This window comes from Pseudomonas sp. WS 5078, from assembly GCF_012985745.1.
GTDB lineage: Bacteria > Pseudomonadota > Gammaproteobacteria > Pseudomonadales > Pseudomonadaceae > Aquipseudomonas > Aquipseudomonas lundensis_A.
In genome coordinates this window covers 145,355-171,221 of record NZ_JAAQWX010000002.1, presented here as the reverse complement: position 1 = coordinate 171,221, position 25,867 = coordinate 145,355, and the positions used below count along the sequence as shown (strand labels likewise).

The 25,867-nt window shown below is 52.7% G+C and carries 27 protein-coding genes and 1 pseudogene; 8 read left to right on the top strand and 20 right to left on the bottom strand.

Annotation, left to right across the window (positions count from 1 at the left end):
• Positions 1–10 precede the first annotated feature (10 nt).
• The 3 genes from HBN68_RS04100 (at position 11) to metC (ending at position 2,188) form a co-directional block, all read left to right on the top strand.
• Positions 11–562, top strand: a complete 552-nt coding sequence (locus HBN68_RS04100) for a DUF2975 domain-containing protein (protein ID WP_169962789.1) — start codon at positions 11–13, stop codon at positions 560–562.
• A 9-nt stretch (positions 563–571) separates the two neighbouring features.
• Entirely contained in the window at positions 572–787 is a 216-nt protein-coding gene (locus HBN68_RS04095; protein ID WP_169962787.1) for a helix-turn-helix transcriptional regulator, read from the top strand.
• A 225-nt stretch (positions 788–1,012) separates the two neighbouring features.
• Complete coding sequence (gene metC / locus HBN68_RS04090) at positions 1,013–2,188, top strand: cystathionine beta-lyase (RefSeq protein ID WP_169962785.1); 1,176 nt, start codon at positions 1,013–1,015, stop codon at positions 2,186–2,188.
• Positions 2,189–2,218: 30 nt separating this feature from the next.
• Here metC and HBN68_RS04085 read toward each other — a convergent pair whose 3' ends face one another.
• On the bottom strand, positions 2,219–2,680 hold the full coding sequence (locus tag HBN68_RS04085) for an Lrp/AsnC family transcriptional regulator (protein ID WP_169962783.1): 462 nt from the start codon (positions 2,678–2,680) through the stop codon (positions 2,219–2,221).
• 119 nt (positions 2,681–2,799) lie between these two features.
• Positions 2,800–3,474, bottom strand: a complete 675-nt coding sequence (locus tag HBN68_RS04080; RefSeq protein WP_094994425.1) for an MgtC/SapB family protein — start codon at positions 3,472–3,474, stop codon at positions 2,800–2,802.
• A gap of 176 nt (positions 3,475–3,650) precedes the next feature.
• On the opposite strand from HBN68_RS04080, the gene HBN68_RS04075 reads away from it, so the two are divergent.
• Positions 3,651–4,031 (top strand): RidA family protein, encoded by a 381-nt coding sequence (locus HBN68_RS04075; RefSeq protein WP_169962781.1) that lies wholly within the window; start codon positions 3,651–3,653, stop codon positions 4,029–4,031.
• Between the two features lie 278 nt (positions 4,032–4,309).
• Positions 4,310–5,815: a glycine betaine/L-proline transporter ProP gene (gene proP / locus HBN68_RS04070; protein ID WP_094994427.1), complete on the top strand. Its 1,506-nt coding sequence runs from the start codon at positions 4,310–4,312 to the stop codon at positions 5,813–5,815.
• Between the two features lie 91 nt (positions 5,816–5,906).
• Here the strand turns inward: proP and HBN68_RS04065 are convergent, their stop codons facing one another.
• Both HBN68_RS04065 and HBN68_RS04060 read right to left on the bottom strand, forming a co-directional pair.
• Complete coding sequence (locus tag HBN68_RS04065) at positions 5,907–6,602, bottom strand: tRNA (adenine(22)-N(1))-methyltransferase TrmK (protein ID WP_094994428.1); 696 nt, start codon at positions 6,600–6,602, stop codon at positions 5,907–5,909.
• Positions 6,603–6,732: 130 nt separating this feature from the next.
• The gene (locus tag HBN68_RS04060; protein ID WP_169962779.1) at positions 6,733–6,909 is read right to left on the bottom strand and encodes a hypothetical protein; all 177 of its coding nucleotides are present in this window, start codon (positions 6,907–6,909) and stop codon (positions 6,733–6,735) included.
• Between the two features lie 116 nt (positions 6,910–7,025).
• Here HBN68_RS04060 and HBN68_RS04055 point away from each other — a divergent pair, with 116 nt between their 5' ends.
• Positions 7,026–7,412 carry a GFA family protein gene (locus HBN68_RS04055; protein WP_094994429.1) on the top strand — a complete coding sequence of 129 codons (387 nt, stop codon included), beginning with the start codon at positions 7,026–7,028 and terminating at the stop codon, positions 7,410–7,412.
• A gap of 116 nt (positions 7,413–7,528) precedes the next feature.
• Entirely contained in the window at positions 7,529–7,693 is a 165-nt protein-coding gene (locus tag HBN68_RS04050) for a DUF2986 domain-containing protein (protein WP_094994430.1), read from the top strand.
• Between the two features lie 164 nt (positions 7,694–7,857).
• Here HBN68_RS04050 and HBN68_RS22375 read toward each other — a convergent pair whose 3' ends face one another.
• The 7 genes and pseudogenes from HBN68_RS22375 to umuD form a co-directional block, all read right to left on the bottom strand.
• Positions 7,858–9,621, bottom strand: a complete 1,764-nt coding sequence (locus HBN68_RS22375; RefSeq protein WP_169962777.1) for a PAS domain S-box protein — start codon at positions 9,619–9,621, stop codon at positions 7,858–7,860.
• Between the two features lie 398 nt (positions 9,622–10,019).
• Positions 10,020–10,721 carry an arsenical resistance protein ArsH gene (arsH, locus tag HBN68_RS04040; RefSeq protein WP_094995354.1) on the bottom strand — a complete coding sequence of 234 codons (702 nt, stop codon included), beginning with the start codon at positions 10,719–10,721 and terminating at the stop codon, positions 10,020–10,022.
• Between the two features lie 12 nt (positions 10,722–10,733).
• Complete coding sequence (locus tag HBN68_RS04035; RefSeq protein ID WP_169962775.1) at positions 10,734–11,204, bottom strand: arsenate reductase ArsC; 471 nt, start codon at positions 11,202–11,204, stop codon at positions 10,734–10,736.
• A 149-nt stretch (positions 11,205–11,353) separates the two neighbouring features.
• Positions 11,354–11,701: a metalloregulator ArsR/SmtB family transcription factor gene (locus HBN68_RS04030; protein WP_094995355.1), complete on the bottom strand. Its 348-nt coding sequence runs from the start codon at positions 11,699–11,701 to the stop codon at positions 11,354–11,356.
• 352 nt (positions 11,702–12,053) lie between these two features.
• Entirely contained in the window at positions 12,054–12,803 is a 750-nt protein-coding gene (locus tag HBN68_RS04025) for a 3-oxoacyl-ACP reductase family protein (protein ID WP_169962772.1), read from the bottom strand.
• 801 nt (positions 12,804–13,604) lie between these two features.
• A complete protein-coding gene (locus HBN68_RS22095) occupies positions 13,605–13,823 on the bottom strand; it encodes a hypothetical protein (protein WP_262373415.1) in 219 nt (72 codons plus the stop codon).
• Positions 13,824–14,082: 259 nt separating this feature from the next.
• Positions 14,083–14,512: pseudogene (gene umuD / locus HBN68_RS04020) on the bottom strand (translesion error-prone DNA polymerase V autoproteolytic subunit).
• Positions 14,513–15,164: 652 nt separating this feature from the next.
• Between umuD and HBN68_RS04015 the strand changes: the two are divergent.
• On the top strand, positions 15,165–17,789 hold the full coding sequence (locus HBN68_RS04015) for an SIR2 family protein (RefSeq protein WP_169962770.1): 2,625 nt from the start codon (positions 15,165–15,167) through the stop codon (positions 17,787–17,789).
• A 102-nt stretch (positions 17,790–17,891) separates the two neighbouring features.
• Here the strand turns inward: HBN68_RS04015 and HBN68_RS04010 are convergent, their stop codons facing one another.
• From HBN68_RS04010 to HBN68_RS03970, 9 genes are read right to left on the bottom strand one after another with little or no spacing between them, the layout of a single operon-like run.
• Entirely contained in the window at positions 17,892–18,419 is a 528-nt protein-coding gene (locus HBN68_RS04010) for a lysis system i-spanin subunit Rz (protein ID WP_346010192.1), read from the bottom strand.
• Complete coding sequence (locus HBN68_RS04005) at positions 18,416–18,949, bottom strand: glycoside hydrolase family 19 protein (protein ID WP_169962768.1); 534 nt, start codon at positions 18,947–18,949, stop codon at positions 18,416–18,418. Before HBN68_RS04005 ends, HBN68_RS04010 begins: the two co-directional genes overlap by 4 nt.
• A gap of 57 nt (positions 18,950–19,006) precedes the next feature.
• Positions 19,007–19,285, bottom strand: coding sequence for a hypothetical protein (locus HBN68_RS04000; RefSeq protein WP_143517914.1), 279 nt, complete (start codon positions 19,283–19,285; stop codon positions 19,007–19,009).
• On the bottom strand, positions 19,278–19,595 hold the full coding sequence (locus tag HBN68_RS03995; RefSeq protein ID WP_169962766.1) for a hypothetical protein: 318 nt from the start codon (positions 19,593–19,595) through the stop codon (positions 19,278–19,280). The genes HBN68_RS04000 and HBN68_RS03995 overlap by 8 nt, the downstream gene beginning before the upstream one ends.
• Positions 19,595–20,143: a hypothetical protein gene (locus tag HBN68_RS03990; protein ID WP_169962764.1), complete on the bottom strand. Its 549-nt coding sequence runs from the start codon at positions 20,141–20,143 to the stop codon at positions 19,595–19,597. The genes HBN68_RS03995 and HBN68_RS03990 overlap by 1 nt, the downstream gene beginning before the upstream one ends.
• A 59-nt stretch (positions 20,144–20,202) precedes the next feature.
• Positions 20,203–20,937: a hypothetical protein gene (locus HBN68_RS03985; RefSeq protein ID WP_169962762.1), complete on the bottom strand. Its 735-nt coding sequence runs from the start codon at positions 20,935–20,937 to the stop codon at positions 20,203–20,205.
• Positions 20,937–21,326 carry a hypothetical protein gene (locus HBN68_RS03980; RefSeq protein WP_169962760.1) on the bottom strand — a complete coding sequence of 130 codons (390 nt, stop codon included), beginning with the start codon at positions 21,324–21,326 and terminating at the stop codon, positions 20,937–20,939. Before HBN68_RS03980 ends, HBN68_RS03985 begins: the two co-directional genes overlap by 1 nt.
• Positions 21,327–21,330: 4 nt before the next feature.
• Positions 21,331–25,170 carry a DUF1983 domain-containing protein gene (locus HBN68_RS03975; RefSeq protein WP_169962758.1) on the bottom strand — a complete coding sequence of 1,280 codons (3,840 nt, stop codon included), beginning with the start codon at positions 25,168–25,170 and terminating at the stop codon, positions 21,331–21,333.
• Positions 25,171–25,225: 55 nt separating this feature from the next.
• Positions 25,226–25,837, bottom strand: coding sequence for a tail assembly protein (locus HBN68_RS03970; protein ID WP_169962756.1), 612 nt, complete (start codon positions 25,835–25,837; stop codon positions 25,226–25,228).
• Between the last annotated feature and the right edge of the window lie 30 nt (positions 25,838–25,867).

Here is a 25,867-nt window from a genome sequence, read left to right as displayed (position 1 = left end):
GGATTGTTGAATGAACACAGATCGTTTGGCGAAGTACAGCAAGGTCCTTGCAACCGCAACGTTGGGCCTGGTGGCCCTCATGCTGCTCTCCAATATTGCCTACTGGCTGTTTCCGGATGTGATGAGTCTGTATGGACCTGGCTTCAATCTCACAGCCCTGACCGAAACGCTGGATGCCAATATCCATCAGATGCCTTGGTGGCAGATTACAGGCGGCATTGTCTTGTCCAGTATTCCGCTACTGATCCTGGCCAAGGGGCTGGTGGCGCTGAACGGATTGTTGAAGCTCTACGCCAAGGGTGAGTACTTCGAACCCGAATCAGCCGATTTATTGGGCAAGGTCGGGAAAAGTGTGGGTCTGTGGGTATTGGTCAGCTTCTTGCTCGGCCCTGTACTGAGCGTATGGATCACGATAATGCGGCCTGCGGGGGAGCGTTTGTTTACCGTGAGCTTTGGCCCTTCGGATCTGGTGGCGCTGTTTTTGGCGGCAAGTGTCATGATTGTGGCCCGTAGCCTGCATCGCGCTTGCATGCTGGCACGTGAAAATCAGCAGTTTGTTTGAGAGGTCAAGATGCCCATAGAAATCAAGCTGGATGTGATGCTGGCCACGCGCAAAGTAAAGTCCAAGGATTTGGCGCAGACCATCGGCATCACCGAACAGAATCTCTCACTGCTCAAGCAAGGCAAGGTCAAAGGCATTCGGCTCGGGACACTGGAAGCCATTTGCTCAGCCTTGAATTGCCAGCCGGGAGACTTGCTGCATTACCAGGCAGAACCAACCGATTAAGCCAGGTATTCGCTCACGCCACTTAACTACTCGCCCGTTTACTGCTCTTGCGAGCCTAAACGGGCGAAATTTCGCCTATAAAACAACTAGTCGAAATAAAAATCCGAATATCACAATTTGGTAGAAAATAAATCTACCATCCATCAAAAAAACAGAAACAAAAGCAAAACTAAACACGCTGAGCGGCCCTATCATTCCTTATACGTTCATTGAGGAATAACACCTATGCATGATGCCACCCACTACCTGCATTGCGGTCGAGATTCAGAAACTTACGGCGGGCTTATCAATACGCCGGTGTTCCGGGGCTCAACCGTTCTGGCCAAAGATTTCAACAGCTGGGAGGCGAGCAAGAAAGACGGTAACCCGTATGCCAACTATGGCCGCTTTGGCACGCCGACAACCCGCGCCTTTGAGGAGGCAATCGCCGGGCTGGAAGGCGGTCATGCCAGCCTGGTATTCCCTTCAGGCCTGGCGGCCTGTGTTCATGCCCTGTTGGCATTTGTCAGTGCCGGTGACCATGTACTGATCACCGACAATATTTACGGCCCGACACGTACGTTTGTCAGCACGGTACTGACCCGTCTTGGCGTGGAGGTGGAGTACTTCGCGCCCGCCGTCGGTGCGAATATTGCCCGGCAACTGCGCCCCAATACCCGCGTAGTGTTTACAGAGTCGCCGGGGTCGCTGACGTTTGAAGTCTGCGACCTGCCTGCCATTTGCCAGGCGGCCCATAGCGTGGGTGCTTTCGTACTGCTGGATAACACGTGGGCCTCGCCGCTCTACTTCAAGCCCTTTGCGCATGGCGTGGATGTCTCCATACACGCGGCGACAAAATACATCGTCGGCCATTCGGACGCCTTGCTCGGCGTGGCCACCGCCAATGAACGGGCCTGGCCACTTTTGAAAGCCGGCGCGCATGATTTTGGCCAGACCGCCAGCCCTGATGACCTGTTCCTTGCATTGCGCGGGCTACGCACTCTGCCCGTGCGCCTGCAGTGCCACTGGAGCAATGGGGTCACGCTGGCACATAGCCTTGAACAGCACCCCCTCATCACCCGCGTCATGCACCCCGCACTGCCCAACGATCCCGGTCATGACCTTTGGAAGCGCGACTTTCTCGGTGCCAGCGGTTTGTTCGGTGTAGAGGTCGATACGCAAGACGCGACGGTATTGGGTCGTCTTTTCGATAACCTCAAACTGTTTGGTATTGGTCTGTCGTGGGGCGGTTTCGAAAGTCTTGTTGTGCCCGTCGGGCAACCGGTACGTCAACACACACCCGCGCCGCAGGGGTATCTGATCCGTGTGCATGCCGGGCTAGAGCATATTGACGACTTGTTGCTGGACTTCCAGCGAGCGCTGGACATTGCGTTGCAAAAGCCTTGCGTCGCCGTAGCCTGAACAGGGACTGGCCTATGGGTTATGAAACGTTCAAGGCGCGTAGCGCAGAGGCAGGCTGGTTGAATATTTGATTTGCTCCATGGAAAAACTGGAACTGATGTCCGACAGTCCGGGGACCTTGATGAGCTGTTTATAGACAGCGTCATAGGCAGCCACATCAGGCACTGCAACGCGCAACAAATAGTCCGTGTCCCCGGCCATGCGGTAGACCTCGACCACCTCTTCGATCAAACCCACGGCGGCACGAAAGCTGTCGAGCCATTGCGCATTGTGTTGAGTGGTTTTGATCGACACGAAAACAATCACCCCCACGTTTAGCTTTTTGCCATCCAGCAACGCTACGCGACCGCGGATGATCCCGGCTTCTTCAAGCTTTTGAATGCGTCGCCAACAGGCCGTCGTGCCAAGACCGATCTGCTCGGCGATATCCCCTACCGCACGTGTGCAATCGGTCTGCAGGATTTGCAGAATTGCCCGGTCAAGCTTGTCCATGAGAAGTTGAGGCCTTGTACGGATGAAAGGTAAACAGCATTGAGCAAAACCCCGGCATTCTCCAGCAGCCCGCCCTTCCCGCGCTACCCCGTCCTTGCCTGCCTATCGCCTGATAGCACTCAATGCGGCGCGAGAACTTCGCGCACACCCGGAACAGCGAGTATCTCTTTGATCATTTGATCCGCTACGACACGAGTGACCCCCCGGAACTGAAGCGTGACTGTTTCGGTATCTTTCACCGGCCCTTGCTCGACGATGAATTGCTTGATTTTTTTGGACCGTTCTCCCAGCAACTGTTCCAACTGGCTTAACGACAACGTATTAGACGGTGCAACCAGTTTGACCACCTGGATCTGCACAATGTCCCTGAGCACGCGCTCCATGGGCCGGATAGCGATCAGGATGATCAAAATCAGAAACGTTGCCGCAGTGCCCAACACATACAGTCCGCCTCCTACTGCCAGGCCGATGGCTGCGACCGCCCACAAGCTGGCGGCCGTAGTTAGGCCCTTGATGACCTCACCGCGCATCAGGATCGATCCGGCCCCCAGAAAGCCGATCCCCGAGACCACCTGTGCGGCAATTCGCGAAGGATCCAGCTGCGTGCCCGGCATGGTCAGCGCCTGCTGAAACCCAAACGCTGACACAATCATCACCAAACACGCCCCCGCACACACCAACATGTGAGTGCGCAAGCCAGCCGTCCAAAACAGGTGTTCACGCTGAACGCCAATCAAGCTGCCCAGAAAAGCCGCCAACAGCAGCCGTATGCACATTTCCCAATCAGAAATCATTCAGTCCCTTCCCGGCAATAACCTGTGACGTGTTTAAGCAAGCACTGGCGAGCATAGTTAAGGATTAAGAGGTGTGCCCGATCAGGTTTTTAGAAAACGTCCAGGTCTGTACACTGCACGCCTGCGCCGTGGCTGTGTTAGACGCCACCCCCCTTACTTGTTAAGCAGAGATGTTCATGGCACATAACGAACTGACTTTTACCCCCGACCCTGATCCTGAATCCATTTCGTCTGACGTCGCCAGCTTCGGTGGCGTAATGGTTTCGACGCAAATTCCTACGCGCGCAGATGGCAGTCTCGAACTGGGCGACATCACCGAGCAAAGCGAATGCACGCTGCGAGCGTTAAAAGTTGCGCTGGAACGCGCGGGCAGCTCCATGGACCGCGTCATGCACTTGACCATCTACCTGACCGACATGGCAGATCGAGCGGCGTTCAATGACGTGTACAAACGCTTCTTCAGCCAGCCGTGGCCGGTTCGTGCCGCTGTCGGGGTCGCGTCTTTGGCCGTCGAAGGTATGCGAGTTGAAGTCACCGCGATGGCAGCTAAAGGCTAACGCCTAATAGCGGTTGCCGACAGAAGCGGCCCTCATGCAGGCCGCTTCTGTACGGTTGAAAGACAGTTGGATTTCAATTCCCTGCGCATCCCTCTGCACAACCCTGATTGCAAAAAAATACACCCCCTCAGTGAATTTTTTCGTATCCGCATGTATCAGATCCCGAAGAGCGCGTGCCATCAGAACGATAGCATCCCGCGCCGTAGAAACGCGTCTACCCTTCGTACGACTGGGTTTAGCGGTTTGAAAAGGATAGATCAGCTAATAAAGGGGCTTGCATGAGATCTCGTAAGAAAAAGGTCAATCCAATCGGATTGAAGGACATCACCATTGTCGACGACGCAAAAATGCGCAAAGCGATTACCGCCGCGGCATTAGGCAACGCAATGGAATGGTTTGACTTTGGCGTATACGGCTTTGTTGCTTATGTGCTCGGGAAGGTGTTCTTCCCCGATGTGTCTCCCGGCGTTCAGATGATCGCGGCGCTGGCCACGTTCTCGGTCCCCTTCCTGATCAGGCCGCTGGGCGGGTTATTTTTCGGCGCACTGGGCGATAAATACGGGCGACAGAAAGTCTTGGCGGCGACCATCGTCATCATGTCGCTCAGCACCTTCGCTATCGGTTTGATCCCCTCGTATGCCTCGATTGGTATCTGGGCGCCCATCCTGTTGTTACTGGCAAAAATGGCCCAAGGCTTTTCGGTAGGCGGCGAGTACACTGGCGCATCGATTTTCGTTGCTGAATATGCACCTGACCGCAAGCGGGGATTTCTCGGCAGTTGGTTGGACTTCGGCTCCATCGCGGGGTTCGTGCTTGGTGCTGGTGTGGTGGTACTGATCTCCACACTTCTGGGCGAAGAAAAGTTTCTGGAATGGGGCTGGCGCGTGCCGTTCTTCCTAGCCTTACCGCTGGGGATGATCGGGCTGTATCTGCGCCATGCGCTGGAAGAAACACCCGCCTTCCAGCAACACGTGGAAAAACTGGAGCAAGGTGATCGCGAAGGCCTCGCAGGCGGACCGCGGGTTTCGTTCAAAGAAGTGGCCACCAAACACTGGCGCAGTTTAATGACCTGCATCGGCGTGGTCGCTGTGACCAACGTGACCTACTACATGCTGCTCACGTACATGCCGAGTTACCTGTCACATAACCTGCATTACAGTGAAAACCATGGTGTGCTGATCATCATTGCCATCATGGTCGGCATGCTGTTCGTGCAGCCCCTGATCGGTTTTGTCAGTGACAAGATCGGCCGCCGTCCCTTTATCATCTGCGGCAGTGTTGGTCTGTTCTTCCTCGCCGTCCCCGCGTTTTACCTGATCAACAGCGGCAAGCTGGGACTGATCTTCGCCGGGCTGTTGATGCTGGCCGTGTTGCTGAACTTTTTCATCGGCGTCATGGCATCAACCCTGCCTGCGATGTTCCCGACGCACATTCGCTACAGTGCGCTGGCCAGTGCGTTCAACGTCTCGGTATTGATCGCGGGCCTGACGCCGACGGCGGTGGCCTGGCTGGTGGAAAGCACCAATAACCTGTACATGCCAGCGTACTACCTGATGGTGATCGCGATCGTCGGTCTGGTTACCGGCGTAACCATGAAAGAAACCGCCAACAAGCCGTTGCGCGGGGCCGCGCCAGCGGCTTCGGATATTGAAGAAGCCAAGGAGCTGCTTCAGGAACACCACGACAACATCGAACAGAAAATCGAAGACATCGACGCCGAAATTGCCGAGCTGGAAGCCAAACGCAAAAACTTGGTGCAGCAACATCCCCGCATCAACGAGTGATGCGAACCCGGATGTAAAAATCCCGCAGGTTGTGATGAACACATCCTGCGGGATTTTTTCTGGGCCTTGGTGGCGTGTCGCTACCTCCCGCCTACGCCAGCAGATCGTTGATCCAGCGTACTTGCCGGGCTGTGTCTTGCAGTTTTGCCTGCGCAACTGCGTGCCGCGCGCCCATTAAACTGGCCAATGTTTTGCGCTTGCGAGACAGCACACGTTGCCACTTGGCAAGGAAAGCCGGGCTGCGCACTTTCATTAGCAGCGGACCAAAGTAGAGTTCCTGCGCGCTGTACATCACCCTGCCGGAGCGCGAAGCAATAATAATCTCGTAGTCAAAACGGTTTTCCCGAAGCAGTTCCTCATCAAGGATGCGGTAGTCATTGTCCATCAACCATTGGCGCAGCGGCTGTTCCCCGCCATTGGGCTGCAAGATCAAGCGCTCTTCCCCGCTCAAGCGCACCTTGCCCTGTTCAAGAATGTCCCGGATGGTTTCTCCTCCCATGCCGCACAGGGTAATCGCGGTGATCCGGTCTTCAGGTTCAATCGCCATCAGGCCATTGGCCAGGCGTACAGTTATGAGAGAGGCCAGATTATTCTCGTTGACGGTACGCTGAGCCGCAGTGAAAGGCGTCAGCGCAACTTCCCCGGCCACTGCGTGCGCGATAGCGCCCCGGCGCATCAGTGCAACAGGCAAATACGCATGGTCCGAGCCGATGTCAGCCAACCGGGCGTTCGCCGGAACATGCGCTGCCACGCGCTCCAGGCGCATGGACAATGTGTGTGGGTTCAACGTGTGTTCCTTTAAAAAAAATGCCTGACCTGCACGGCACTTATCAGAGGGCGCCAGCATGCTTGCGCAGCGACGCAGGGCAACCACTGCTATGACAAAGCGACGTTTGGCGGTGAAGAAGCAAACGAACTTATCGATTACGCTGTTTCCAGGCCGTCAGCATAAACGTGACACCCGGGATCAATAGACCGGGAGCCATGTAAAGGAATGTGCGCTCGGTAAGCAAGCCGTTAAGGGCAAAAGTGCCTCCGCAAATGATCAGCGCGAACCCGACCAGAAAGAGCGGATTGCGAAAGGCTTTATTCATGGGTTCAGGTCCAGTTGTGCAAATTTCGGCGCATGATAAAACCTGCGGGCAAGTAAGGGCCAGTCGACTCTCGCGACGCGGGCCGTTAAGCTGGCGTTTTTTGAGGCCCATCGAGCATGACTGAGGTCTATCAGGGCAGTTGCCTGTGTGCTGCCGTACGCTACGAACTGCTGGATGAGCCTAAAGCAGTCAGTCATTGCCATTGCAGCCAATGCCGTAAGGGCCATGGTGCCGCGTTTGCGTCCTATGGCAGCGTGCCTTGCAGCGCGTTTTCCTTACTCAGCTGCGCAGAAGACCTCAAGGCCTATCGCTCGTCAGAATCGGTTCTCCGGGAGTTTTGCAGGCATTGCGGGTCGACGTTGTTCTGGAAATGTTCCCAAGGCGAAGCCGCCGGATGGATTTGCGTAGCACTCGGGACACTGGACACACCTTTCAAGCCCAGTAAACAGAAGCATATTTACACCGGCGACTCAGCAATCTGGTTCGAGGCGCCTCAAGAATAACGGCTAACCATGGCAGAAATACACACCTATCCCTGGGCAGCGCGTACATCCTCCAAAGGAAAGCACTTGAGCCGTGAAGACTGACCTATTCAACACTGACACACTGAGCAAAACCTATGAATCGTCGTAAAAAAATCAACCAAATCTTAAAAGCTAACGCCAAAAAAGCCAGCGCCAAACTGGCACCCAAAAACAAACCTAAATACATCTGTAAAGCGGACCGCTTAAAAATGGCCGCCGAATCCGGCAGTGACTTGACCGCCACTGCTGCTCAAGAGTGAACAAGGTCCACTGACGAGGAAAAATCAGTGGGGCCGACGCGTCACTGGCTCATGGGATGTATACGCTAATGCAAGATGCAGGTGCACTCGGCCGCTCGCGGCTCAGCCTAGGCCAAACGCTGGCTTGGGGCTATTGCCGAGTGTCACCAGCACGCTTGGTTGGCTTATGTTGAAGACAGTAGGGTATTGAGTGATGCACTCAAACGATCGATACGCCCCGTACTTTCATTCACAAGTTGAGTGATTTCCTTAGCGGATACTGCTGACTGCTTAGCAAGCGTACGCACCTCGTCTGCCACGACTGCAAACCCTCGACCAGACTCCCCCGCCCGCGCAGCTTCGATAGCAGCATTTAAGGCCAGTAGGTTGGTCTTCTCTGTTATGGAGTTGATGCTGCTGATGATGTTCGCAATCCGTTGACTGGACTCTTGCACAAGGCGCATTTCACGATCAGTGACCTGTGATGCATCATGTTTCGCCTGCTCGTCGACCCCGTAGCTCACGATCCGCTTGATGTGACCGATTGAATCCGTGATTGGGCAGAGCGCTCCGCTAAACAGGATTGGGCGGTTGTCCTTTGCAGGTATGGTAAAGCTACCTGCAAACTGCTCACCTTTAAGCAGTTTGGCGAATACGTCTTCACCGAGAATTGTTCGCAAGCTGTGCTTACGGGTCAGTAATTCTTTGGCATCGGCATGTTCCAGGTGGTGGACCAAGTAGTCGTTCGCAGAACTCATCTGGCCATTTGTTTCCCACTCCGCCACGCCATTACTGACACTAATCGCCTTGAACCTTTTATCCGACTCAAGCGAGAGCTCCTTCGTACCAGTGATATTGGCCTGGATCGAAATGTATTGTTCCAACTCACCGGCATCATTGAAAACAGGGTTTATAGCCAGTGAAATCCAGTAATGCTCTCCCGATTTTCTGTAGTTAAGAATCTCGGTGTAGATTGGACGGCGATTCAGCACTGCCTCCCTGAGCTGTTCAATTGTTTTTGGATCTGTCGCTGTTCCTTGGAGAAAACTCCCCGGCTTTTTCCCTCGCACCTCATCCAATGTGTAATCCGTGAGCTTTGTAAAACCTTGGTTTACGTACTCGATATGGCCTTCTTTGTCAGTGATGACGATGGAGTTGTCTGTTTCATTCGCCACCAACGATAAGAGCTTGAATTCTTGGTTTAACAGTACTTGCGCCGTGATGTCACTTGCGAACTTTATAACTCTGACGACTTCGCCTTCCGGGTTGACGATAGGGTTGTAAGTGGCGTGAATCCAGACTGATTTACCGCGTTTAGTGATTCTTTGGTAATCCGCCGTCTCAAATTTACCCGCACGCAATTTTTGCCAAAAATCAGAGTAAGCCCTCGATTTCCGCTCTGCGGGCGGCACAAAAATCTGATGCTTTTCACCACATATCTCAGTAAGTGAATAGCCCATGAGCGTCAGGAAGTTTTCATTTGCATCGAGAATTGTGCCATCAGGGCTAAATTCGATGACCGCCTGAGCACGGTTGATTGCTGTAATTTGTGACTGATTGCGCGCGTGCTCACGCACTTGTGCTGTCACGTCTGTAGCAAACTTAACAATGCGTTGGACCTTGCCTGCGCGGACGATGGGCGTGTAGGTCGCTTGAATCCAAACAGGGGCTCCGCTTTTGGTAATGCGCCGGAACTCACCGGTGTGAGGTTTCCCTGTTCGCAGATCCTGCCAGAACGCACGGTATTCCAGGCTATTAGCATATTCGGGAGGCGTAAACAAACTGTGTGGCCGCCCGCGCACTTCCTCCAGGGAATAACCAAGGAGATCAAGGAAGTTCTTGTTCGCGCGCAGAATCTTGCCTTGAAGATCGAATTCAATCACGGCCTGTGTCTGCTCAATTGCCTCAATGACATCGAAAGCACGGTTCTTGCGGAACAGATTGAACATGATTTCCCCTGGGGCTCTATGAAGTTTCAGCCCTCATAATAACGGCTGCCTTAATATAATCTTGAATGCAGAAAAGGCTGTTTGAATCGCCCCGAACCTCTCAGGTTCCCGATGTTACCGACCTTCGAGTAAGTGCCGATATGTCGGAAACCAAGCGGCTTGCGCAGCGCGCGCCCGGTGCTGGCTGGTATACGCGAACCGGCAACGTGGTTTTCCCGAATCGCCACCAAATACGGATAAGCGCAGGATTGCCGCGATGCGCTGCCCTCTCTCTTCGACGGTTGAGCCCCCCCCTTAAAGAGAGCTCGCTGCTTGGGTAACGACGAGAGCCTAGACAGCTTGGATTGATGAAGCCTCTTCAAGCTGTACCCTTAGGATTTTCGATCGACATGGCCACCTCAGATTGAACGCTGATTTACACGTGCCATGAGCTGTTCGGCACTTTCCTTGCGTTCGGAGTACCGGTCGACCAGAAACGCCTTTCGGTCGCGCAACAGTAGAGTGAACTTCACCAGTTCTTCCATTACATCGACCACTCGGTCATAAAACGGCGAGGGTTTCATACGGCCAGCATCGTCAAATTCCATGTAGGCCTTTGGCACCGAAGACTGATTCGGAATAGTAAACATGCGCATCCAGCGACCCAGGACACGCAGCTGGTTGACTACATTGAAGGACTGCGAACCACCACAGACCTGCATAACCGCAAGTGTCTTGCCCTGTGTCGGACGAACTGCGCCAAGAGCTAAGGGAATCCAGTCGATCTGGGCCTTAAACACGGCCGACATTGCCCCATGCCGCTCTGGCGAGCACCACACTTGACCTTCGGACCACAGCACCAAGTCGCGCAACTCCTGCACTTTGGGGTGGTCGACGGGAACATCGTCGGGCAGCGGTAAGCCCGAGGGATCAAAAAGGCGGGTTTCGGCGCCGAAGTGCTCCAGCAGCCGCGCAGCTTCTTCCACCAGCAGCCGGCTGAACGAGCGTTCGCGGGTCGAACCGAAAAGTAGCAAGATGCGAGGCTTGTGTTCGCTTTCTCGCGGCATTGTTTGCGCGTCTTCGAACAGGGAAAGGTCAAGGTTAGGTAAGAGATCTGTCATATCTGCTCCTGCTTAGAGACTGCTGATTTTGTCCAGCTCACGTTTGAGTTCGTCGCGGCTAAGGCTGTCAAAGGGAAGCGCAAGGAAGGCTTTGCAGCGTAACTCGATGCGCGCCAGGGTGGTGAGGAAGGCAATGTCGATGGCAGCTTCGTCCCCCACTACATCGGAGGGGTCTTCCAGCCCCCAATGGGATTTCAGCGCAGGCCCGAAATACACCGGGCAGTTTTCACCAGCGGCCTTGTCGCACACGGTAATGACGATATCCGGCAGTCTGTCCACAAAGGCGTCATTGCTCTTGCTGCTCAATCCCTCAGTGGAAATACCGGCCTGCTGCAGGGTGGTCAGGCTACGAGGCAGCACTTGCCCTTTTGGAAAACTCCCGGAACTCACCGCTTCGAATCCCTGCGGTGCCAGGTGGTTGAACAGCGCTTCCGAGAGAATGCTGCGGCAGCTATTGGCCGTGCACATAAACAGAACTCGCATGGATTGCTCCTTAAACTTTTGCAGATTTCAATGGCGCCAACACACGCTCTCCCGTAGCAGCGCATGCCGCAACAACAGTGTTGTGGCAAGACTGCAAATCGGGGTGATATACGGGCTCAGGTTGTAGCTGATGATGTTGGTGTAGATGATCAGCAACAGGCCACATCACGCACAGGGCGACCGTCCATGTTCTGCAAGCGGGAAGTGTTGTTTTGCAGCCACTGCATGTTGGCTTGCAACGTCACTTGCAGCATTTCGTGCACCCAGGCTGGAAGATCCGGATTGAGACGGTAATAAACCCACTGCCCCTGGCGGCGCCCCAGCAGCAGGCCACTGCTGCGTAACTGGGCGAGGTGGCGGCTGATTTTCGGCTGGCTCTCGTCCAGAGCACACATTAGTTCGCAGACGCATAATTCACCCTGATTGGCGATAAGCAAGGTAGCGCGGACGCGGGTTTCGTCAGCCAAGCTCTTGAACACATCGGGAGGAACAATCATGACCATGACCATTTACATATGAAAAACCGAATATACGTATATCCATATTAGCAATGCAAATTATTTATCAAGCAGGTGAGCCTGCTATCGGACGACTTGTTGAAACAGTCCCCGTGCTTTGCGCAGTAGTAAAGTACGCGCTTGAGATTGAAACCTTTATTCAACGGAAAGATTGCCAGGCTGAGATTTCACGTAGCAGCGCGCACATAAGGCGCTTTGTGCAGCCCGTATGTGAGCAATCTGGCATGGCCAACTTTTTCAACTGAATCGGCCAATTTGAGCCATTCAGCAAGTGCGCCGAAAACGGAGGTAACCCGAAACGAGCGAATTGCTAGCATCGGGTCGCAAAGAACTAGGCTGAGAAACCACCATCAATCGTCAAGCTGGCTCCGGTGATGAAGCTTGCTTCTGGACCCGCTAGATAGGCGACAAAGCCGGCAATTTCATCAGCTTTGCCGTAGCGCCCCAGTGCCATCAGACCTTTCAGGTACTCGGCGCCCTCACCGTCGGCCGGGTTCATCTCGGTATCCACCGGGCCGGGTTGCACGTTGTTTACAGTGATGGCTCGAGGCCCCAAGTCGCGGGCCATGCCCTTGGCCAAGCCGACCAGCGCCGACTTGCTCATGGCGTACAGTGCACCGCCGGCAACCGGAATACGCTCGGCGTTAGTGCTGCCGATGTTGATGATGCGCCCGCCGTCGATCATATGTCTTGCAGCTTCCTGGCTGGCTACGAACACACTGCGCACGTTAATCGCCAACGTGTGGTCAAGCTGCTCCAGGGTGAGTTCTTCGGTGCTGCCCCAGGCCAGCACGCCAGCGTTGTTGACCAAAATATCCAACCCACCAAAGTGCTCGGCTGCGGTGCGAATGGCCTGCTGCACGGCTGCTGCATCAGAACTGTCAGCCTTTATGGCAAGGGCTTGACCACTAGCGGCAATCACTTCACTGACCAGAGCATTGGCCCGCTCGGCAGACGATACATAGGTGAAAGCCACTTGAGCACCTTCATGAACCAAGCGTTTGACGATGGCCGCGCCTATACCGCGAGAGCCGCCTTGGACGAAAGCCACTTTTCCTTGCAGGGTTTGGGTAGAGGTCATGGTGTATCTCCATTACAAGAAATTAAGTTAGTTGACATCGGTATCAGCACCCTAAGGCCGAGGACCTTAGCCTTCATAGCCATGGTCTGACTCAGTTCATCCAGGCGCAGTGCGCGGAACTCTTGGCCATCGACTATTCCTGGCTTTAGCAGCAGCCGTTAACCGGCATCGCATTAACTAGGAATATAAAACCAGACACTGCCGTTAATCGACCCACCCATCCGCCAGACTCCGGCAAGTTGTATCTATCAACGAAAAGGTGCTCAGGGTACCGATGGCTGCCCACCAGCGGCATGATGGCAAGCAAAGTGGAAGCGAAGAGATATCAGCAGGAAGTTAAGCCAGGGTTACGGGTGTCGGCTTTGAGTTGAAGTAGATCTCTAGAAAATGGCCGCTACTGGCCGAAAGCAGACTACCCAGACTATAGGGAAAAAAGCACACCCCCGCCCTCCGTCACAAGGCTCCAGCTTACGGAATAAAGAGGCTGATTGCGGAAGCAACCCAAAAAAATGCGGAAGCGATCGTCAAATCGTAGCCAATAAAAAACCCCGCAGACCTTGATCTGCGGGGCTTTCGAATGTGGAGGCCGAGGCCGGAATCGAACCGGCGTGGGCGGATTTGCAAGCCGGGACTGAAGTTCTTTATAACCGTAGCCTGTAGGCTGTTTGGTGTTCCATTAGTAGCAAACCTCCTATGTCTTACAGGCCGCATTCTGTCTAGGCTCGGCCTTAGGTTATGGACCCAAAAAACATCGATTTAACAGCGCTCTGCTGGTTGAAAAAGCTCCAGGGTAATCACCCCCTAAAACCTTCGGAGTCGCGTAATCGCATCTGTAATCGCTTGTGCATTTGTATCCAGTGTCTCCATGGCGGCGAGTGCGCTATCTGCAACACTCTGTATGCCATTGTCCGAAAGCCATTTTGTGACCTCCTCTACCGCCGCCGCTAGCGCATGCTGGTTGTGAAGTATCAATGTCAGAGCATCTGCCATGACAATAGTAGACTCGGAGTGAGATGACATGACATTCGTCCTAAAGAGTTGGATTTGTAGAAGCCTAGTTCACGATCTGAAATGTAACGGCATGCCCCTAACCGCCTAGCACCTCATTCAAGCTGGACTTACTAGGCGCCAGTAAATACGGGACCCCAGCAACCGGCGCTCGCTGCAACGATGCCCCACCCTGCGGGACAACGAGTAACGATATCACTCGAAAAGTCACTGAGGCTCTTCAACCTCCTCCGGCATTCTGCCGAACGCCCGCCCCCCCCCCCCCAAACTTTTATCGTAAATGGCTTCGCACCGTGTACGTGATCACACCCCAGACTGAGAAATCATCCCCTTCCATGATGTGGTGATCCGGATACTTCGGGTTCTCTGATTTTAGGATCAAGGACTTCCCACGAATCACCAGCCGCTTACACAGCGGGTCGTTATTCAGAAACGCAACGATGATGTAGTCATGTGCAAGCTCGATCGCACGATCCAGCACAGCCAGATCGCCTGCAAATATGCCAGCTCCTTGCATGCTGGCGCCATCAATCTTGACCAGGCACACGCTCGGCGCACGACTACTCAGAAGCTCGTAGAGAGAAACTTGCTTCTCAATGTGATCCGCCGCCGGAGATGGGAAAGCCTGCGGGCACTTTGAAAGAACACAGGGGCAGGCGCACGCCGCCTTCGGCTATTGGATCCAGAGAAGTGAAGCTCATGACGCACGACTTTTATTTAACTGTATAAACATACAGTTAAATAAATAGGAGATTTCCAGTCAATTTTTCTGTAAGAAATTTCGACGAAGGGGGGACTGATGCGGGCTAAGCTTAGAGCGGTGTTCTATAGCCAATAGGTCATCAGGATGTGTGGTCGATTTGTACAGTATCAGAGCATTGCGGATTATCTTAAGGTGCTGGGCATCTAAAGATTGGTCGCCGGCGGTCATACCGAAATTTTCTTAGTTAAGGCACCTGGGTTTTAAAGGGCGCTTTAAGCCCCCCCCTGTCATCTAGCACCTCATACGAGTGAAATGTACTACGTTTCAGCTGAGACTTTTCTCCATAGCGATGGCAAGCTCCTCTATGCCAAAGTAAGAATGTTTCTCAGAAAATCATTTGCATCTTCTGCACCGTTCTGATGGCCTTCGACAACCTTTTATCATTCAGGGCTTCACACGACGTACATAACCCTCTCCAAATAAATAATTGATCTCCTCCGTGGTGTGTGGATCTGCGCAGCTAAGGGGAGCGAAAAGCGGCATTTCTGGCATAGACAAATAGCCATCAAATTGCCATTATCCAAGATTATTCTGAAGTTGGCGCAAAAAGCCTAATTTGTGCGCCGATCGATAATTCAAAGGAGTATACCGTGAAGGCCGAAGATATTTTTAGTACTGCTGATGGAAAAAATGGAGAACTATCCCATAAGCTGCGTACAACAGCAGATTTAATTAGGCATATAAAAACAAAAGAGCATAGTAGCCCAGCAAACTATAGTATTTTTTTAGGCGCGGGCGCCTCGGTCACATCCGGAATTAGAACAGCAACGCAATTAATCGATGAATGGGCTACAGAGTTGTATGAGCGATTTAATGATGGGCAGAAAGCTGAAAGTGCTGAGATCGCAAAACAATATTTTGAACTCAAACACTCTAGCTGGTACAGCCCAGACAACCCTTACTCGTCTTTATTCGAAAAAAAATTCGATCTTCCAACGCAGCGCAGACGTTTCGTAGAGCAGGAAGTTGATCAAAAATTCCCATCCATTGGCTATGCCTATCTAGCATCTCTTGTTGACAAAAATTATTTTAATACTGTTTTCACTACAAATTTCGACGACCTTATCAATGAGGCATTTTACCTATTTTCAAACACTAGACCTATTGTCTGTGCGCACGATTCATCTATTCACTCAATAAGTATCACATCAAAAAGACCGAAAGTCGTCAAACTCCATGGAGATTATTTATTTGACGACATAAAAAGCACTCTACGAGAAACAGAATCTTTGGAACACAACACCAAAGAAAAATTTGTAGAGTTTTGCAAAGAGTATGGATTAATTGTAGTAGGATACTCAGGGAGCGATCGATCCATCATGGATGTTCTTGAGTTCCTGGCAAGGCAAGAGAACTATTTGAAAAACGGGGTCTACTGGTGTTTAAGACGTACTGACAAAGTCTGTCACACTTTAAGAAACCTAATCTGGAAAGACAAAGTATATCCAGTATTAATTGATGGATTTGATGAGCTTTTTGCCGAAATCCATGCACAAACTGTATTAGGGGAGCTAAAGTTAAATTCAAACAACAGGCAATCCAAATTACATCAAACAATCCAAAATATAATTAGAGACACCTATGGACTTGCCAGCAACAAGATAATCTCTCGAGAAATTTCTTCAATTAAAAGTGACGGCAACTCCAAAGACATATCAGAGTTTGTAAAACAAATCTCGAGTTCCAACGAATCATCTAAGCTAGGAATGAAAGAGGTCAGAAATTTACTTGAGATCGATGCTCTTATAGAAAGCTCAGATCTAACCAAGGCAGAAGAAACATGCAGCATGTACTATGAGTCAGCAGTTAAACCTGACGATAAGAAATTTTATATTGAAAAATATATTGACATATACCAAAAATTAGGATTCAACACCAAGGTTAGCTACTGGTGCGATAAGCTTATCGAAATAGACCCTCACAATATTGAGTATCATTTAAAAAAGTCTCGATCTATAGAAAGCCCTTCCGATAAAAACGAATATCTCTCACATACGTTAAAAACTTTTGAGTATAGCGTTTCATTATTGAATGCGACTGCAGCTAATCTCATACGAAAAATACGCATGGACGATACTTTCAAAGTAAACGACGACCTAGAAACTACGTATTCACACTTAGAAAGAAGCCTAATGATAAATCCAAGCTTAGATAATTCAGCTTGGAGCTTAAAAATGGAGTTACTAAGCTTAACCTACTTCAGATCCAATGACAAAGATGAAAAAAACAGACTAAAAACGGATATAAGCGAACATATAAAACTCGCTAGAACTCGCAATCCTGAGCACCCACAAACCTTGGACATCACAGAGGAGAAGCTCAGAATATCATGCGAAAAAACTGATCTCAAAGGCTTTCTAGAACTACTGACTGAGCTTAAGAAAAAGTCCTCCACCGCCAAATGCCGAATTATAAACTCTGTGATCGCAAGAAGTTTTGAGCATATTTATGACATTGAAGACAACGCATCCTTAAAAAGCGACCTTAAAGTTTTCGTAGAGAACCATAATGACTCAGACCATAAGAGCACATCTATAAGCCTTACCAAAATCAGATACTGGCTTTCTGTAGAGCCAGACAATGAACTTGCAACAGCTGAACTTGAAGCACTGCTAAAGCGAAAACATATAGGTTCGGCTATAGTAGACATCCTTAAGCTACCGATGAACTTCACCAAATCTGTTCTCAACCAGCTCATAGAAAAACTAGAAGTAAATAAACAAGACCTATTCAAAAACTATTACTTCGAAACCTTGAGCGATCTTCACTTGCTCAAAAAAGACTATGCGCTTGCCGATCAACATTTAGAAACCGCCTACAAAGAAGGAATGTCATTCAAATCTTATATGGCGAGCAAGACATACCTTTTACTACTAACTGAAGAATACAACCAAATCAACACTCTTGCCTCACGACATTCCGCACGGCTTGACGCCTGTGAATCTGACACCATAATGATAAACATACAATTTGCCGCAAAGAAGACCAAACATAAATCATACAGCGAGCTAATCCTTCGAAACATGATTGCTCAGAGCAGCATGGATGATGTGAAGATCTGCGCTTTCTCTTTGCTTAATCAATCACATGACGCTAAACGCTTAATTAAGAAAAAATTGGTTATGGACTCCGGACTAATATTTAAATATAAACGCTGGCCAGCTCTCAGCGAAGAGTGCTTCCCAGCAGAGGCTGAAAAAACCGAAGTCGCATAATCCCATATTAACCATTACCAAATTAATTACTGCTAGAATTTTATAGATAAAAAAAACGATAAATGAGCTGGATGCAAACGCATCCAGCTTTAGCCACACCTTTCATTTTGCGGCTGAAATTTCTTGGGCGTAAGCCTGACAGGCCTTCAGCGCGATCAGTCCTTGATCGCCGTCACCGATGATTCCGATAATTCGTTGAGCATGCGCTCGGTCAAGTCGGGCTCTCGTGGCTCCATGAACCACGCAGCCGGTGGCGGTGGCGGTTTGCATTCCGTCACTACCATTTGCGGCGGTGGTATCGAGTAGGACTGACAGCCGTAGCTCAGTAGTAGCAATGCGATCGAGCAGGCGGTCTTGATTGTTTTTTGCATCGGTCAGGGCTCGGTAATGGGCTTGGTCACTGGCTGCCAGCCATTGTTCCAGGGCGAAGCGTTTGTTCTGTTCGGCAAGGATCAGCACTGAGTTGGCGTTGGCCACGTCGGTCAGCGCGGTTTGGTGGGCGGCTTTTTGCTCGGCAATCTGCTGGCCGTAGGCGTTTGACTGCCACTCCCATGCGGCCCACGCGCTGCCAGCCATGAGGCAGAGCATCAACAGCAGTGCCCCGGCCCACTTCACCGCATCGAGCTTCACGCCAACACTTTGAGGGCGCGGGCGTACAGCGCCTGACGATCCGCCGCACCGTTTTGACCACCGTTGATGCGTTGCGTGATCTTGTCGAACTGGCCAGCATCGGCCATGGTGTTGAGCCCCCTGCTCGCCCAAAACCACGCTGCTGACATGCACGCGTGCTGCGGTTTCTCCAGCAGCTCGGGCTGGCGGATAAGGTCCAGGCCCAGTGCTTCGCCGCACGCTTTGTAGTTGGCGCGGCCCGTGATCTGGATCAGGCCACGGCCGCGAAACTTGGAGCCGTCACCCGGCTGAGTGTTGCCCAGGTCAGCGCGGCCTTCGTATCGGGCTTGAGCAGTGGTAGGCCCCCAGATTTCTTTGACGTATTTGAGCTGGCCCGATTCGTGACCAATTTGGGCGATGAAGGCGGCGACACGCTTCAGGCCGACGATCTGGTAACGGTTCATCCCTGTGTTCAAGGCAGGTGCAAAAACGCCGGCAACATGGCCGGCGTTCGGGAGGATCTGCAGCAGTTGTTGCGTGGTGATGGGCATGGTTTTCTCCAGGCAAAAAAATACCCGAACATGGCGGGGTTCGGTGTTACTGGATAATTAGGCGGGGCGAACGGGGCGGTTCTCTGAATCGGGATAGCCTTCGGCCCCTTCCTTCCATGCGCGCACCTGAATGCGGTAGTCGCGCCACTCGCGTTCGGTGCCTAACGGAGCATCGTCGCCACCGTCCTCAATGGCCTCAAGTACTTCGCTCACGTAGCGGCGTTCTTCCTCGGCCCACTGCTTTTCAATATTGATGAAAGGCCAAAGCCGGGCGTCTTCTTTCTCGGTTTCAATATCGGCTGCTTTTCTCAATTTCGTCCAATCGATATTACTCACGGGCATTCTCCGCAGGCAGTGGGAGCGGTTGTGGAACCAATCCGTCCGTTTTCATGTGAACAGCCTTTGGAAAAGCTTGTTCTGGGCTGTAGTTGATAGGGTTTGGCAGGCTAAGGGTCAGTTCTATTTCACCTCCCGCACGTGTCACATCACCTGCGAACCATTTTGAAGAAATAGCGGCATGGGGAAGAATGTCTCCTTCTTCCACTTTTGATAGATCAAATCCTACATCATCGACGAATAAGCTATCACCTATAACGAAGTATCTAACTACTGCATCTGTCCTGATGGGTCTAAAGTTAATCACCATTATCTCCACCTCCCAACAGACTGAAAATGCGCAACATAACTTTTAGCAATTTGCGTTCCAGTGGTAAAAGAAGGATGAGCATAAGCAGGACTATTGCCTGTATTAAACCCCGCAAAAATCAAATCACCCGAAGGGCTCGCATAAATAAAGTTATTTGTGTATATGGCCACACCTGACGAGTTATACAATCCATAATTTACTACCGACTCCCACCTCCCTACAAATGCGGCTGGCTGAAGACTCAAATTGTTAGCATCCCAAGAGATTGCCTGGCCGGGCGGAAGATCGGTGTATGCAGATTGAGCGCCCCAAGTTAGCATTGTTCCATCTGCAAACTTTACGAACTCTCCATTGGCGTTCGACCCTCTTTCTATAATAGCCCCATTAAGTACTGAACCAAGCGTGTTTGCAAATGCCGCCGTCCCCAACGCTGCATTCTTATCGTACAACTCCTTGGTCATGTAATTGATTTTTTCACTAGCCGTTCGCGGTGGATCACCGCCAAGGCCGTTTGGTAATGCGCCCAAGATGATTTCTTGTCGTGCCATGTGTTCTCCGAAAAAAATCCGCGATGCGATGCCGCTGCGCACGTTAGTTAAACTTGTACTTAGTTGTAATACCTACTTATAGGAAACTTACACACCGGTATTGAAAAGGCGGCACCTGCCGTACCTTGGTACAGCCCAATATAGGGACGATTTAAATTGATCAATATTTTAATCGTGGGGGCGCCACCTTCCCTTATCCTTAACCCCGCATAATCCGCCGACCCCATAAACCACGCATTACCACGATCAATACTGGATATACTAATAAAGTCATCATTATCAATAGCCAAATTGCTATTAAATACAGCTACTCGACCGTAAGCTATTTGCGGCGGCACGTACGACCAACGCTTGGTAAATTTACTGTATCTCACCACCCTGTCGCTCGATGTATATACGATCCCTTCTTGACGATCGTATATCTCAAGCCCGTACGGGTCGATGCTCTTTTTATCGGAATACTTACAAGATACATATTCAAGATTGAAATTTTGAAGCGCCCCACCACCAAGAGCCGAACTCACTACGCTAAAGCCTGTCCAGTTACCGGGACTTCCGAGAACCCTCGTATAAAAAGATAGCGCCGAGTGGGATGCTGAAACACACCTAACAAATATTTGCGGCGCCTCTAGCGTGTTTATTGGCTTGATGAATGTAACAGAGCCATATCCCTCACCATCAGAGTAGCGCGATACTATCTGGAAACTCCCCCTTTCAGAAAACACTAAGATTTTATAGTCGCTGCTGATTACAACGGAACCGCCATTGTTGGTTGCAGACAGTCCATAACTCATTAAATCACCCTCACTACTTCAACGATGCTCTCAACTACTTCGGACTTCCACTTGAATATCCAATCACCTTTATAGTCGACTTCATAGTAATTGCAGTAGGTGATGATCCCTATTTGCGTTCCGCCAAGGTCTTTGTAGGTCGGCACACAACCCCAATACACATGCCCGGCACCTTGCGGGTACGGCGAGTAGGCTTTCGGGGTTATGGTCACGAAGCACGTGGCGGGGCTATATCCATCTACATTCATGAGAATGTAATCACCTCTCGTACCTGCGCCACTGCCACGATTTGCGGGGATGGTCATGGTAGCCAGTCTTTGAAGGGTGAAATCCTCCATCCCCAACGTCTGCACGCCCTTCGCATCAAGCACTTCTAACCCATACGTCATGACATCAGCTCCCAGACTTCAGTAGCGCCAGATTCCCGGCCCGCAGGCGAACACTGTCAGCTTCATCCAGCACAAGCAGCCCGTTGTTGTTGAGCGTCGTAGAACCGCCCGCTCCGGAGCTGCGCAGGGTCAGCATCCCTTGTGGAATGTTGATTTCCAGTAGCGGCTGGCCCTTGGCGTTGACCGCACTGGACCGCAACGTCATGCCCAGCACCAGGTTCTGAATGAACGCCGTATCGATCATGGCGTAGTTGATGAACACCTGACCGCCCTGCACGATAAAGGGCGCGCGGAGCTGGCCCGTTACTTCGTCAATGATGGCGAAGCGCTGGGCGAACGCCAGAATTTCAGAGGTGTCACCCGCCGCTACCGACAGCCCGGCCATAACCTTGCGGCCGTCAACCGTGGTCTGGGCCTTGATGGTGGTCTGTGCGGTTACCTTGCCATTCACGTCCGCAACGGCTTGGCTGACTTGCTGCACCGACGCCGTTACATCCCCGACTGATGCTTGCACCGTTTCGATGCGGCTGCCCAGCGCCTTGTCCGCGTCTGCGAGCGCTGTGGTTTCCGATTTGAAGGTGGTTGCATTGTTGTCGACCTTGGCGCTGAGCTGGGTGACGCGAGTGGCCACAGCTGAGGTGGCGTCTGCGGCGGCCGTCGAGACATCGATGATCTTCGCAGCATTGTCCGCCACCTTGGCTTCGACGGTATCGGTGCGCACTGACTGTGCAAAGTCGCGTTCAGCAACGGCCGACATGATCGACCACGCCCCGGCCGATGACGTGGAGTCACCCGCGCTGCCGCTGGTGTCGCCCGCCGAGTCGGTTTTGACCAGCGCATACACGCCGTCCACTTTCTCCGATGTGGCTTTGATCTTGCCGTCGAGGGTTTCGACAGTACTGGTCAGCGAGTTCAGCCCGTTAGCCGTAGCCACCAGCCCCGTTTTCGGGTCGGTGACTTTGGCATCGATAGCGCTGATCTGTTTGCCCTGCGCGGTGATCTTGCCGTCCTGCTCGATGATGCTGGCCGAGTTCTTTTGCACTTGCAGCACCAGGGCATTGGTCGTTTCGGCCAAGGTGCCCATGTCCACCCAATAAGTAGCGTTGGGCGGCGCATGGCCTGTGGTGGCTGCAATGGCCTGAAACAGCCGGTTACCCAAACGCACCACATCTCCCGAGGCGTAAGGCTTGGCGTTGTCGTATTCCAGCGCGTCGGTAACTTCCTTGATCAGCTCTGCCAGTTCCTGCTTGGCCGCATCGAGCCGCTCATTCACAGAACCCGGGCCATCACCGTCGATCAGTTCTATTTTGCCGATCTTGTCGAGCAACGCCTGACCGAACGCCGACTCCTGAATCTTGCCGAGGAAATACTTCTCGTACTCCGTCTGCTCAGAACTCGGCTGGCCATTGACCCCGAACTTCTCCGGAAACCACGGCCCGACATTGCCGGTGCGGTCCACCAGCCGCGCCCAGAAAAACAGGCTGGTTCCGGGCACGATGTTTTGCAGTTCGTGCCGGGCTTGCGGGTAGGCGTAGTCGCCGAGTTTGGTAGCGCCTGCCAAGTTGTTGGCCGTGCTCTGCCACAGTTCGGTGCGCTGGGTGTCTTCGGCGCCCGGAGGGAAACCCCAGTTCAGGCGGATGCCGTAGACCAGGCTTTCTGTGGTCAGGTGTGTGATGGCCGGTGGCAAACCTTCCTTGCCTTTCAATTGCGTCAGTTGCGAGTTTTTCCAGATGGACGAAATCTCAAACGCACTGACCGCACGCACCCGAGCCAAATAAGCTCCAGCGTAAATACCAGGTACCTCAACACTGGATGAGCCGGTGCGCTGCACCTTGATCCAGTTGCCATTGTCTTTACGCCACTCCACGTCATAGGCGACAGCGCCGGGGACCGAATCCCATGCGATGGTCATAGTGGTCACCGCCAAGCCCTGGGCGACGGTTGAGTTGGACTTGAGCGTAACGCTCGCCGGCGCAGGCACGACGGTAATCGGAATTACGCTGATGGGACGCTCTTCCAAACGCGCGCCGGTGTCGATGTGCGCAAACTTGCTTGGGTCGTACTGCACAGCGGTAATTTCAAAAACACCTGGCTCGGGCCGTGACACGCTGGTGACACGATAAAGCGGTACCGCCAAATCAGACGCGTCCAGGCACCACACCAGCTCAGGCTCGGGCGCGACGGAATAGTCCGTGGTCACCGTGACCTTTCGGCCGCTGACCAACTGAATGGTACGGCCTTCGCATTTACCGTCCGGCAAGTTCACGATCAGACGATCACCCGGTTTGGCCGAGGTGTCACGGTCCAGGGTGATGACCTTCCCTTTGACTGCGGACACAAGCCCGCCCACCGGCCTTCCCGCGATCAACTCATCCGCAATCGGAATCACATACCCGGGTAGAGGGATGCGACCGGCCAAGCCCGTTCGAAAAGAAACGGTGCGGTCCTTGGCATTGGTCAGCAGCGCCCACTTACCACGACGCTGAGCTTCAGACTCGCGGGTGCAACCAATAGCGCTAATCTCCAGTGGGTTGTCACCATAGCGACGTTGCAGCTTGCTGTCGGTGACTGCCGTGACATCAGTGTCATAGTTGTTGGCCGGGTTGTCGTAGCTGATAAGTGCGCGGCTGTAGCGAGTTCGCTCTGAGGCACTGCCGTACGAGAACTTGCCGTCGATCACGTTGGCACGCGTATAGGCGAAGTCGAAGTCTGTCGCGCGCGGCATGTCTGACAGCGAGAACACTTGCCCTTGTGCCCAATAGGTCATGCCGCGATAAATCGCAGAGATATCCCGCAGAAGCGTCCAGGCGTCAGCTTTGCCTTGCAGGTTCAAGTTGCAGATGAAGCGCGGCTCCTGGCCACCCTTCCCGTCCGGGACCAGCTGGTCGCAGTACTGAGCAATGCGGTACAGCTCCCACTTATCGACTTGCCACGGCTTAATCCGGCGGCCGAGACCGAAGCGGTCATTAACGGTGATGTCGTAGGTCATCCAAACCGGGTTATCGGTCCAGGCTTGCTTGAAGGTTCCGTCCCAGATCCCGGTATAGGACTTCTTGCGCGGGTCGTAATTGCTCGGTACCGATATCTTGCGTGCGTCACATTCGGTCGTGACTGCCGGGATGTTACGGAACTGCTCAGCAGAGAATTCGATATAAAGCAGCGCTGTGTTGAGGTAACGCAGTTTGGCGTCAATGACTTCGGTGAAGCCCGCGATCTGCATCGTATCGGCGATTTTGTTCTTGCCTTGGTTTGCAGTTAAACGGGTAATTTTCAGCAACCAACCCGTTGCCGCCTTGGGCAGGTCAACGCGACGGGTACGCTCGTAGGTGCTGGTGGTCTTTCCGTCAACAGCCTCGCTTAAAACCTCTTTGTAAGCGCCTCCGTCTGTAGCCACCTCGATCTTGTACTCGATTCGATAGCCGTTAATGTTGTTACTCTCATCCACCGCCTGCAAGGCTGGCCACGCGAAGCGCACGCGTACAGCAGAAAGCTGAGTGTTGCTGATCGCCCGAACCCACGGCGTCCCGCTGCGCAACTCGATGCCTAAAGTTGTTTCGTTTTCGACCGAAGGAATGCCGCGGATGTACGGCTGCTCAACAGAGCCGGTGCGCCACTCCCACTTCACGTTAGGGAAGTTGTAGTTACCCTGTTCATCTTGCAGCGGGGTGTTGTCGAGGAAAATGTTGCGAGCTGTTGGCGTGCCGTCAAACTCGCCCTCACCCACTGCAATCAGCATCTTCGCCAAGGCGATTGAGCGCAGACTGTCAGGTGCTTCTGTTGGCGCCTTCGGCTTATCTGATCCGCCCTTGGCGCCATGGACATCAATTAACTGTGCTGCGCCCATGCTTTCCTCCAGGCGAAAAAAAACCGCCAATTGGCGGTGCGGCATTCGGTGGTTTCTACATCTGATCTTCGGCGTAAATCGCAGCACTGATGATCGCACCGCCCCAGCGTCTGCGTCCGTAGCACAGTGAGACCGGATTGCCGGAGGCTGTGGTGTTTTTGGCGCTGCCGAAGGCATAGCCGGGGGTGTTCTCAGGCGCTGCGCTGGTCTTCAAGCCGCCGGCTTGGGGGCTGAGCATTTGGATTACGCCGCCAAGCACCATTGAGCCGCCCATCATGATCAGTGCCGAGCCGAAAGGCGCACCAGCGCCGAAAGTGCCGCCAGTGATGACTAGGCCGACAACAATCAGTACAGCTCCGATGATGGTTTGCAGCGCCCCGCCGCGCTTACTGCCGGTGATGACTGGCGCGATACGAATATCCCCTTCCCCGGAAAATCCAAGCTCTTTCTCTTCGAGATTTTTCGAGCCCCGGAAAACTGCAAACTCGATCCCGCGCGACTTTGCGTTAGAAAGGAATCTTTCAAAACCAGGGATCTGCACACAGAGCGCCTTGATGGCCTCGCCAGGGGTTCGAACAGAAAGCCTAAAAGAACGCCCGAATTGCCGAAGCTGCCCATAGAGAAGAATCGTGGTCAGCGGTTGATAGTTGATCGCCAGTGCGGCCATGTGTTTTCTCCAGGTAATAAAAAGACCCGC